At 40.6% G+C, this 10,259-nt stretch carries 10 protein-coding genes; 7 read left to right on the top strand and 3 right to left on the bottom strand.

What is annotated here, in order from left to right:
* Nucleotides 1-311 precede the first annotated feature (311 nt).
* Both hisS and A7Q09_RS00540 read right to left on the bottom strand, forming a co-directional pair.
* The gene (gene hisS / locus A7Q09_RS00545; protein ID WP_134389383.1) at nt 312-1,529 is read right to left on the bottom strand and encodes a histidine--tRNA ligase; all 1,218 of its coding nucleotides are present in this window, start codon (nt 1,527-1,529) and stop codon (nt 312-314) included.
* Nucleotides 1,530-1,586: 57 nt separating this feature from the next.
* Complete coding sequence (locus tag A7Q09_RS00540; RefSeq protein ID WP_134389382.1) at nt 1,587-1,925, bottom strand: HU family DNA-binding protein; 339 nt, start codon at nt 1,923-1,925, stop codon at nt 1,587-1,589.
* A gap of 189 nt (nt 1,926-2,114) precedes the next feature.
* Here A7Q09_RS00540 and A7Q09_RS00535 point away from each other — a divergent pair, with 189 nt between their 5' ends.
* The 7 genes from A7Q09_RS00535 to alr all read left to right on the top strand — a co-directional run bounded on the left by A7Q09_RS00535 (nt 2,115) and on the right by alr (nt 8,857).
* Complete coding sequence (locus A7Q09_RS00535; protein WP_134389381.1) at nt 2,115-3,644, top strand: class I tRNA ligase family protein; 1,530 nt, start codon at nt 2,115-2,117, stop codon at nt 3,642-3,644.
* 70 nt (nt 3,645-3,714) lie between these two features.
* Nucleotides 3,715-4,707 (top strand): signal peptide peptidase SppA, encoded by a 993-nt coding sequence (gene sppA / locus A7Q09_RS00530; RefSeq protein WP_134389380.1) that lies wholly within the window; start codon nt 3,715-3,717, stop codon nt 4,705-4,707.
* A 164-nt stretch (nt 4,708-4,871) separates the two neighbouring features.
* Nucleotides 4,872-5,651: a CPBP family intramembrane glutamic endopeptidase gene (locus A7Q09_RS00525; RefSeq protein ID WP_134389379.1), complete on the top strand. Its 780-nt coding sequence runs from the start codon at nt 4,872-4,874 to the stop codon at nt 5,649-5,651.
* Between the two features lie 82 nt (nt 5,652-5,733).
* Nucleotides 5,734-6,681 (top strand): thiamine-monophosphate kinase, encoded by a 948-nt coding sequence (locus tag A7Q09_RS00520; RefSeq protein WP_134389378.1) that lies wholly within the window; start codon nt 5,734-5,736, stop codon nt 6,679-6,681.
* Entirely contained in the window at nt 6,632-7,057 is a 426-nt protein-coding gene (gene tsaE, locus A7Q09_RS00515; RefSeq protein WP_134389377.1) for a tRNA (adenosine(37)-N6)-threonylcarbamoyltransferase complex ATPase subunit type 1 TsaE, read from the top strand. Before A7Q09_RS00520 ends, tsaE begins: the two co-directional genes overlap by 50 nt.
* Before the next feature lie 47 nt (nt 7,058-7,104).
* Nucleotides 7,105-7,680 (top strand): tRNA (adenosine(37)-N6)-threonylcarbamoyltransferase complex dimerization subunit type 1 TsaB, encoded by a 576-nt coding sequence (gene tsaB / locus A7Q09_RS00510; protein WP_134389376.1) that lies wholly within the window; start codon nt 7,105-7,107, stop codon nt 7,678-7,680.
* A 7-nt stretch (nt 7,681-7,687) separates the two neighbouring features.
* Nucleotides 7,688-8,857 carry an alanine racemase gene (alr, locus tag A7Q09_RS00505; RefSeq protein WP_134389375.1) on the top strand — a complete coding sequence of 390 codons (1,170 nt, stop codon included), beginning with the start codon at nt 7,688-7,690 and terminating at the stop codon, nt 8,855-8,857.
* On the opposite strand, the gene lpdA is transcribed toward alr, so the two are convergent.
* Entirely contained in the window at nt 8,848-10,248 is a 1,401-nt protein-coding gene (lpdA, locus tag A7Q09_RS00500) for a dihydrolipoyl dehydrogenase (RefSeq protein ID WP_134389374.1), read from the bottom strand. The two genes, alr and lpdA, sit on opposite strands and share 10 nt — an antisense overlap.
* Between the last annotated feature and the right edge of the window lie 11 nt (nt 10,249-10,259).

Here is a 10,259-nt window from a genome sequence, read left to right as displayed (position 1 = left end):
AGCATGATTCCCACCTTCCAGTGTCCGGGACTGAGGAAGCATCCCGGAGTGGGTCTTAACGACCTGTTGCAAACGGAGCGGACTGACTACCGCTTTCCCTGGTCAACCCAGCCTGACTCACAAGCTCCGCCCTTCAGGGCGGGGTAGTTGACTCTCAAACAGGAAGTCTTAGCTCTGCCTGCAAGCTTCATCGCCACTGTGGGCTCTAGGGAGCCTATTTCTTTCAAAACAATCCGGTTGCGATGAAAATCCTTTTAAAATAGTCCATTCCCAAAAAAGAAAAGACAAAGAAAATACTACCGGCCCTCATTTTACTCTTTTTTCTCTAGAAATCCAACCAATTGTTCTACCGGTATCACAAACTGCTTTCTTTCGTCCATATTCTTTAGTTCTACGAACCCTTCTGCGATTTTTTCGGTCACAAAAAGCGCAAATCGGGCATTGAGGGATTGGGCTTGTGCCAGCTGCTTCTTCATTTTCAAGGGATGGAATGAAAACTCAACAGAAAACCCACTACTCCGTAACTGTTCGATCAAAAGTAGCCCAAGAGCATTCTTTTTCCCTTCTGGAAAAACAACATACACATCAAGCCGTGGGAAAGAAGGCTCTAAAAGCCTTTTTTCTTTAAGAATTTCGCCAAGAACGACATCCCCCATTCCAAACCCTGCCGCAGGGATATCTTCTCCTCCAAAGAGCTTAAGCAGATCATCATATCTTCCTCCTCCTGCGATAGCTCTAAATTTTCCAGCTTTATCAAAAATTTCATAGACGATTCCCGTATAATAGGCCAAACCTCGGACAATTCTAAGATCTATCCGAGCATATTCTTCAAGCTTCCTATGACGAAGCCCCTCTAAAACAACGTCAAATCTTTCCCAATAGCATGGCTTTTCAATTAACTCAAACACCTCTTTGGCTAACCCTCCTAAACGGCGCTCAATCTCTTCTTTTGGATCTCTTTCGATCTTATCTATAGCTTGGAAAAACTGGTACCATTCTTCTATGGCAACTCCTTTTTTGGTTAGGAATTCAGACCAAAACTGCCGGTCACTAATCCGAACAATAAAATCTTCCTTGCCTAAACCAAAAGAACGGAGAATGTCTATTGCAAGATTCATCAGCTCAATATCTGCTTCTAGATCAGCTTCTCCAATAATATCGCAATTAAGCTGGAAATGTTCTCTCAACCTCCCCTTTTGAGCTCGTTCGTAACGAAAAAGTTGGGGAATAGAAAACCATTTAATAGGCTTCTTATATTCCTTATAATGGGCCTCGATCATTCTGGCTAGTGTTGGCGTCATTTCAGGTCTTAATGCAACAATCCGATTGCCTTTATCCAAAAAATGATAAATTTGATTGAGTATCTCTTCTCCAGACTTTTTTTGATACAGTTCTAAAGACTCTAATACTGGCCCATCATACTCGACAAAATTGAAACGCCTGCATATTTCTCTCCAGCGAGAAAATAGCAATTGTCTAAAAGCAAAGTCGGGAGGATAAAAATCACGAAATCCAGGGAGCGGCTGCATAAAACAAAATAGCTTAGAGGCAATAACTCAGTTTTTTTAAAAAAAGAAAAGGCAAAATTATGTCTTTTTCTTCTTCTTTAATTCTTCCTCTTTAAGAAGATCTTTTGTAATCGCATTGAGAATGCCTTTAACTTCTTTTCCTGGTTTAAATCGAACCACCGCTCTTGGGGGTATAAGAATGTCCCGCTCGGGATTTCGTGGATTGCGTCCTATTCTAGCTTTTCTTAATGTAACTTCAAAAACCCCAAAATTGCGTAGTTCAATCGTCTCTCTTTTTTTGAAAACTTCCATAAAAACATCAAGGATCTCCTCAAAGACCTTTGCCACTTCTTGTTGTGGCAAACCTGTTTTCATCGCAACCTTGACGACTAAATCTCTTCTTGTTAAATTCCCCATATCCTATTACTTTCTTCTTTTCCAGAGGATTTCCCTTCTTCTCCCTCTTTTAACTATGTGCCTAAAGTGATAATGATCAAAATAAAAGTTAACATATTTTCTTTTTTCTCAAGAATATTCATAGAAAAAGATTCATGAGGAAAAAATACATACAAAGCAAACCAAAGTATTTTATTATTAGAGTCAGATATGCCGAATCCTTTTTTTATTACTACTGCCATTGATTATGTCAATGGCTCCCCTCACTTAGGTCATGCCTATGAAAAAATAATGGCTGATGCTATTGCTAGGTATCATAGGAAGAAGGGAGATTCAGTTTTTTTCCTTACTGGTGTCGACGAACATGGCCAGAAAGTTCAGCGCTCGGCTGAAAAAGAAAAACTAAACGTTAAACATTTTTGCGATATCCAAACAGAAAAATTCGTCCAGCTTTGGAATCAATTGCATATTAGCTATGATGCTTTCGCCCGCACCACTCATCCTTCCCACATTCAGTATGTCCAAGAGGCCTTACAAAAGCTAGCGAATAAAGGACTTATCTATTTTAAAGAACATGAAGGCTACTATAGCTTAAGGCAAGAACAATTCGTTACGGAAAAAGATTTAGTCAATGGTCAATGGCCTGAAATCTATGGAGAAGTCATCAAAACCAAAGAACCAAATTATTTTTTCAAATTATCCCTTTTCGAAAATTGGCTAAAAGACTATGTAGAAACTCACGAAGAATGGCTCATTCCTAAATCTAAACGCAACGAGCTCTTAGGGGCTTTAGAAAAACCCCTTTCGGACTTGTGCATATCCAGACCGATCAGTAGACTTTCTTGGGGCATTCCGTTGCCTTTTGATGAAAACTACGTCACCTACGTCTGGTTTGATGCCTTATTAAACTATGTTTCTTTTGCCAGGACCGAGAGCCATAACTGGTGGCCTGCTCAATTACACGTTATCGGAAAGGACATCTTGATTCCTGCACACACTATCTATTGGCCAGTCATGCTACAGGCTCTGGAATTAGAACAACCTCACCGCTTTTTAATCCATGGCTGGTGGATGAACCGCGGAGCAAAGATGAGCAAGTCATTAGGCAATTACATCGATCCTCTGCCCTATATACAACTATATGGAGCCGATGCTCTTAGATATTATCTATTAAGAGAAATGGGCCTAGGGCAGGATGCCGATTTTACTGATGAAAAAATTGCTAGCCGATATGCAAGCGATCTCTGCAATGATTTGGGTAATCTTGTCCAAAGAATCACAACAATGATCCATAAATATAGATCTGGTGTCATTCCCTCCTGTTCTGAAAAGCTCATGGGAGAAAGAGAAAAAAACTTGCTCAATGGCATGCTATTAGAAAGCTATTGCCAGCATTTCGATAAATACGATATTTCGATGGCTCTCCAGGAAGTCTGGCAACATATGAAAAAACTCAACAGGTATATCGATACGACCGCTCCCTGGACCCTAGCAAAAAACCCCAAGGAATCCCACCAGCTCGATTGCATTCTTTTTGTCTGCTGCGCATGCCTTAAAAGATATGCTTTACTCATTGATCCAGTGATGCCGGAGACCAGTGAGAAAATACTCTCGCTTTTAAATATTGGAAAAGAGAACTTTCCATTGTATGATGCTTTCTATTCCATGGATTTAGCAGGGAAAACAATCAATGCTCCTTTTCCTTTATTTCCAAGAATCCCACAGCAAGGCAATGAATAGCTACTTATTTATTTTAATATTGCAGAACGGAGGAAATGATTTACTCTGAGCACAGAGAAGGATTGGCACTATGAATAAGAAAGGTGGCTGTTTTAGCGTGTTTTTAATTTTAATTTTATGTTTTAGCCTGCTTTTGAATCTTATTTTTATATCCATTTTACAAACCAAAAAGGCACCATCCGCTCCGCTCGCTCTAGAGGAAGAGTTTGTGGGCGGTGATTTTGCCATGAAAGATGTTAAAATTGCTCTAATCCATCTTCGGGGACTGATTAGTCAGGATGAAGGAGGAACGTTTACTCAAAACACTGTCGAAGACATGAAAGTGCAACTGAAGGCAGCCCGAGAAGATAAAAAAGTCAAAGGAATCATTGTTGCCATTAATTCCCCTGGAGGAGAAGTTAACGCTAGCGATGTCATTTATCATGAAATCCGATTAACTCGTAATGTAAAACCAGTGGTGATCTATATGGAGTCCATGGCGGCTTCTGGGGGCTATTACTCGGCGGTGGGTGGCAGCTATCTTATGGCTAATGATCTGACGATCACTGGCAGCATTGGAGTCATTATGGAATCCTTCCTCGTCAAAGATTTAATGGAAAAAGTCGGAATAAAAGCCCTCACATTTAAGTCAGGGAAAATGAAAGACCTATTAAATCCGACAAGAGAAATGACCCCAGAAGAACAAGCTTTTATCCAAGGATTAATCGATGAAACCTATAATAAGTTTGTGTCCATAGTAGCCAAAGAAAGACACATGGATATCAATAAGCTGAAGAACAACCTTGCCGATGGCCGAATTTTCATGGGGCAAGATGCTTTAAAAAATGGGCTGATCGATGGCCTTGGGTATTTCGAAGATGCTTTTAACAAATGCAAAGAGCTTTCTAAAGTTCCATCCGCTCGGCTCATTCGTTATGTTCCTCCCTTTAAATTTTCTAATTTGTTTCGCCTTTTTTCCAAGGAAATGATCCCAAATATCAACCTGAGCCCCCAACCGTTGCAATGGCCAATATCTTCTGGACACCTATACTATCTTTATCCTCAAGCTTTTGGTTTGAATTAATAAAGGCTGAAAGTTTGTTTTTAACAAAGACCGTGGAATGCTCCTAGGAACCATTCCATGTGTATCTAACGTTGAAATTTTCAAAAGGATAGATAATTCAAGAAACTAGACTGCCTAGCTTGCTTTAGGCATAATGCTTGCAACAAAGAGTAGGATAACAAAACGTGGATGAACTAACTCAAAGACTCATTGTTCATTATAAGCCACTGATCCTTGGCTTCCTATTGCTTACCCTTCTGGCGGATCTGGCAATGGGGATTTTTCTTTACCGGTGGAAAAAAACCGATTTTGCTCCCTTTAGAGAATTTCTTCCAATTCCTTTTAGCTGGTTGGAACTTGTTGCCGTATGTCTCTTTCTTCTCACAGGCATCTTGCTTGGTGTCGCTGCTGGATTGAGCATTTTTTCTATTATTCTTATTGTCCTTTTGGTCCGTTTTCATGGGTATACTCTTTCAGATTTCTTAGGGCTCTCTCAGTTTAATCCATGGGAAATTGCCATCCTCAGTTTTTGGATATGTCTTTCTGCCTACCTACCCCTTCAAATGATTGCTGGACTCAGTGAGAATATTGGGAAAGCACTCCATCTTCCCGTTCCAAGACAGCCCGCCGTTGATCTTTTCTTACATGCCTCAAAGCCCAGTGAAATTGCCGTTCTTTTAACTTTAATTCTTGTGGCGGCTCCTATTGGAGAAGAGCTTCTTTTCAGGGGATTTCTTTATCAATTTTTTAGAAGTCACCTTACAAAAAGAAGTGCCATAGTCTTGAGTGGCCTTATCTTTGCTTTACTCCACATTCATTGGATCACTTTTCTCCCTCTTTTTATCTTTGGCATGATATTAGCAGCCGTTTATGAATTCAGTGGTTGTTTGATCCTCTCTATGGCCATTCATTTCTGGTTCAATGGTTTTACAGCATGCCTTCTTCTTTTAGCAAAATTTGGTTAAAGAAACTATTGACTCTTTAGACCCCGATTATGACATTTTTAAGAAATTAAAGCTAAAATCCTGTTACTTTTGGGGATCAATAGTGCAAAGTAAGAAAACCAATACCTCATTTTCTTTAACATCGGAATCTCTTGTTTCTGATCTCAGCGAAGAGCAGCTCATCAGTCTTCTTGTTGAAGGGTGGGGAAAAAGCAAAAGAGAAGTGATAGCTTCCACAGCAGAAGACTGTGCAGTAATCCAAACAGAAAAAAAAGAGCTCTATTATCTTTTCAAAATGGATGCAACCGTAGAAAATGTACACTTTGATCCATCAACTCCTCCAGAATGGATTGGCCGAAAAGCGCTCGCAAGGGCTCTCTCTGACATCGCCTCTATGGGCGGAGAACCGCTCTATGCCCTCATATGCCTTGGAGTTAACAGAACAGAGAAAGTAGAAAAAATAAAGCAACTTTATAAGGGATTGACTGATTTGGCTCGTGCTATCGGAACGGATCTTATTGGAGGAGAAACCACTGAGTCAAACCAACTTTTTCTTGTAGTGACGGTATGGGGAAAAACCGATGGCTATAAGCCAATATTGAGATCAGGAGCAGAAGATGGAGACGCTTTGTTTGTTACAGGAGTTCTTGGAGGCAGCTATGATTCTGGGCACCATCTATTATTTATTCCCAGAATAAAAGAAGGCCAATGGCTTGCCAAAGGCCAATGGGCAAAGGCGATGATGGATCTAAGTGATGGTTTGGCCACCGATTTACCAAGAATGGCAAAAGCTTCCAATATTGGCTTTGAAATCGATTATGAGGCAATTCCAGTGCGAAAAAATTATGGCCTTCACAATGCCTTAACCGATGGGGAAGACTACGAATTGCTTTTTTCTGTCGCAAAAGAAAAAGAAATAAATCTTATAAAAAATTGGCCTTTTGAGGTTCCTATAAAAAAAATTGGAACTTTTAGCAAAAATGGAAAAATGGAATTTCAGGATGGATACAGAGGCTTCGATCATTTCCAAAAGTCCAGAGGAGACTATTAATTTTGCCAAAGAACTGGTAAAACCCTGCCAGGGGGGAGAAGTGTTTGCATTGATCGGCGAGTTAGGATCGGGTAAGACCCAACTTGTCAAAGGCGCTGCTCTTGCTTTAGGTTTTAAAGGCGAAGTTACGAGTCCTACTTTTAGTTTAGTCCACTGTTATAAAGGAGAAAAGTTCGATATTTTTCATATTGACTTGTACCGAGTAGAAAACCTGCCTCCTAGCTTATCTCATTATTTGGAAGAAATCTTGTATGGAGAAGCTATTTGTTTTGTGGAATGGCCTCAAAAAATAGAAAAACTATTACCTTCTTGGACCCAGTATTGGGAAATTACAATCATTGCCCAAAATGAAAGAAAAATTAAACGCATTCGTTGATCCCTCATTTGTTATGTTAGAACCTCCCTATTCCTTCCTATAACTTTATGATCCTTTCGATTGATACCTCTTCAGAAATGGGCAGCGTGGCTTTGGCAGAAAATCACCATGTTGTCTGGCGCTCGTATTTTAAAGGCAAACGCCATTTTTCTTCCCTATTTGATTGTCTGGAAAAATTAAATTTGGCCTCTTTGAAGATCGAAAAGATCTTTGTTGGGACAGGACCAGGATCTTTTTCCTCTATCCGGGTAGGCATTGCAGCCGCACAAGGAATCAGCATAGCCAAAAACGCCTCAATTCTTTCCATTCCAAGCATATGGTCTATAGGCCTTCAATTTTCTCATATTCCTTCCTTAGGAATATTTTCTGATGCCAGGCGAGGCGAACTTTTTTGTTCTCTCTTTTCTTATGGTAAACTCGTCAAAGGGCCTTATCTTATTGAGCAAAAAAAACTAACAGAAATAATCAAAACGGTAGATTTAGCAGTTAGTCCAGAAGCCCTACATGACAACATGCCTCAAGTTTTTCCAAGAGCCGAAGACTTTTTTCTACTTCCAGAAAATTGTCCTCCATTTGATAACACCCCTTTCCCAGAACCTATCTATTTAAGAGGCCCTGTTTAATAATAAAATGAGCTATAAGAATTACTATTCTTTTTTTTCGGCTGCCCCCCTGCCTCGTAGTTGGGTAGAAATTGATGGGCAGGCTTTGCGCTTTAATATCCGCGTGGCAAGAAAGAGGATTCCAAAAAAAACAAAAATTATTGCTGTTGTTAAGTCTGATGCCTATGGGCATGGCCTTGTTCCTATATCCAGAGAACTTGTGCAATCTGGAATCGAAGTTCTTGGAATCAACAACGTCGATGAGGTTATTGAACTGAGAAATGCCGGTATCCAAAATCCTTTATTAATCTTATGTCCTATCTTGCCTCCTGAAGCTCCACTTGTGATCGCCAATAATGCCTGGGTAGTTGTCTCTTCATTCAATGAGGCAAAATGGCTCAATCAAGCAGCAGAACATTTAGGCAAAAAGGCAATTATCCATCTTAAAATAGATACAGGGATGGGAAGACTTGGGTTTATCCCTTCAAATTTTGTTAAAGAGATGGAAAAAATAAAAAAACTTTCTTCTGTCTGTATCGGTGCAGTGTGCACTCATTTTTCCCAGGCAGATACGGATATAGAAGCGACGGAAAAGCAGTGGCTTGAGCTATTAAAATTAAAGGAGCATTTCAAAGGCCTTCCCATTCATGTTGCTAATAGCGCGGCTTTATGGCGGAAAAGTGTGTATGCTTGCGATTATGTACGGATTGGTCTTGCCCTTTATGGACTAGCCCCCATGTCATTCCTACGAACGCTTCTTAAACCAATTATGAGTTGGAAATGCAAAGTCGTGCTAATAAAAGAGCTTCCCAAAAACCATCCAATCAGCTATGGGTCAACTTACAGGCTTAAAAAACCTTCTAAGATCGCCGTGCTTTCCATCGGTTATGGCGATGGCTATCTCCGGTCGCTTTCTAATAAAGCCTTTGTGCTGATCAAAGGAAAAAGATGTCCAGTCCGTGGAGCGGTTACAATGAACCAGATCATGGTGGATATCAGCGAACTGTCTTCATGTAAAATTGGGGAGGAGGCGGTATTGATTGGTACGCAAGGAAAAGAATCCATTAATGCTGACGAACTGGCCAAGCTTGCTGGAACAATTTCCTATGAAATACTCACGAATATCCATTCCAACATTCCAAGACAGTATCGGCATTTTCTTTCCCGCTCCAATGCTTCCGTGCATTACTACGAATGAATCGACCGCTTATAGGCATCAAGAGCTGCTTCACGAAGCACTTCAGAAAGCGTAGGATGCGCTAATGGCAGGCTTACGAAATCCACCCCGCTAACCTTTCTTAAAAACAATGGGGTCGACATTGAAATGAGCTCGGAGATAACTGGCCCCACTCCATGGATTCCCAAAATCTTATCACTTTTGGCATCCACCAAAATTTTTACAAATCCTTCGCCGACATCCCCGGCCAACGCCCTTCCATTAAAAGAGAACTTCGATACACCCTTTTTATAGTCTCTTTTAGCTGCTTGCAATTCTTCTTCTGTAAAGCCAATTCCTCCCGCCTCAGGAGAGGTATAAATAATAGAGGGGATGAGCGCATAGTTCAGTTGTGGGGATCGAAGCCCAGCAATGATTTCAGCGACCGCTATTCCTTCTAGTTGAGCTCTATGAGCAAGCATTGGCCCTTCTATTAAATCGCCAATTGCATAGATATGGGCAAAATTGGTCTGCCACCATGCATTGACCTCTACACTGCCTTTCTTTGTAGTACTGATGCCTATTTGTTGCAGATTCAACCCATGAGTATAAGGAATTCTCCCTACGGCTACGAGCACTTTTTCCACACTAAGCGAGTAGGTCTTGGATCCTGAAACTAATTCAAGTAAGACTTCGTTTGTATTGCTCGTTGCAGAGATGATTTTAGTATTGAGAAAAAATTCTATTCCTTGATTTCGAAGAAAGGTTTCTAAAGTGCTGGATACGGAATGATCCATCAATGGACATATTCTTGGCAAAAGCTCTATAACATAAACCTTGGATCCAAGTCTACTCCACACAGATCCTAGCTCCAATCCAACAGCTCCAGCACCTATAACAGCCATACTTCTGGGAACAGAACTAAACTGAAGGGCCGAGGTGCTATCCACGATCTGATCGTTATAGGAAGGCAAAAAAGACAGAGAAGCTGGTGCACTACCTGTCGCAAGGATAATATTTTTAGCTTTAATTCTATGTTCTTTTCCATTTTCTTCGGCTATGACAACCGTTTGGGGATCTACAAGCGATCCTATCCCATGAAATACTTCAATCCCGTTTTTCTTCATGAGAAAATCCACTCCCTTGACTAGCTTATGGACGACTTGGTCTTTTTTCTTCATGAGTTTATCGAGATCGAAGCGGAGATTTTCAACGAGCAATCCATTTTCAGCAAACTTTGTCTTGGCAAAATAGTAATATTCAGAAAGAGAAAGAAGAGCTTTACTCGGAATACATCCCACATTCAGGCAGGTACCTCCAAGGGTCTTGTCTTTTTCAATAATTGCCACATTCAAGCCAAGCTGAGCGGCACGAATGGCGGCAACATAGCCACCAGGGCCAGATCCAATGACGCATACATCAAACGTATCCATTCTTTTTGCTT

Origin of the sequence: Methylacidiphilum sp. Yel (assembly GCF_004421185.1) — a bacterium.
Classification (GTDB): Bacteria; Verrucomicrobiota; Verrucomicrobiia; order Methylacidiphilales; family Methylacidiphilaceae; genus Methylacidiphilum.
The sequence above is the reverse complement of the archived record's forward strand: the minus strand, read 5'-3'. Positions and strand labels throughout refer to the sequence as shown.

Bases quoted from the DNA above. Each gene is read 5' to 3' on its own strand.
- hisS (WP_134389383.1), bottom strand. From the start codon at position 1,529: ATGCAGCCGCTCCCTGGATTTCGTGATTTTTATCCTCCCGACTTTGCT.
- A7Q09_RS00540 (WP_134389382.1), bottom strand. From the start codon at position 1,925: ATGGGGAATTTAACAAGAAGAGATTTAGTCGTCAAGGTTGCGATGAAA.
- A7Q09_RS00535 (WP_134389381.1), top strand. From the start codon at position 2,115: ATGCCGAATCCTTTTTTTATTACTACTGCCATTGATTATGTCAATGGC.
- sppA (WP_134389380.1), top strand. From the start codon at position 3,715: ATGAATAAGAAAGGTGGCTGTTTTAGCGTGTTTTTAATTTTAATTTTA.
- tsaE (WP_134389377.1), top strand. From the start codon at position 6,632: ATGGATACAGAGGCTTCGATCATTTCCAAAAGTCCAGAGGAGACTATT.
- tsaB (WP_134389376.1), top strand. From the start codon at position 7,105: ATGATCCTTTCGATTGATACCTCTTCAGAAATGGGCAGCGTGGCTTTG.
- alr (WP_134389375.1), top strand. From the start codon at position 7,688: ATGAGCTATAAGAATTACTATTCTTTTTTTTCGGCTGCCCCCCTGCCT.
- lpdA (WP_134389374.1), bottom strand. From the start codon at position 10,248: ATGGATACGTTTGATGTATGCGTCATTGGATCTGGCCCTGGTGGCTAT.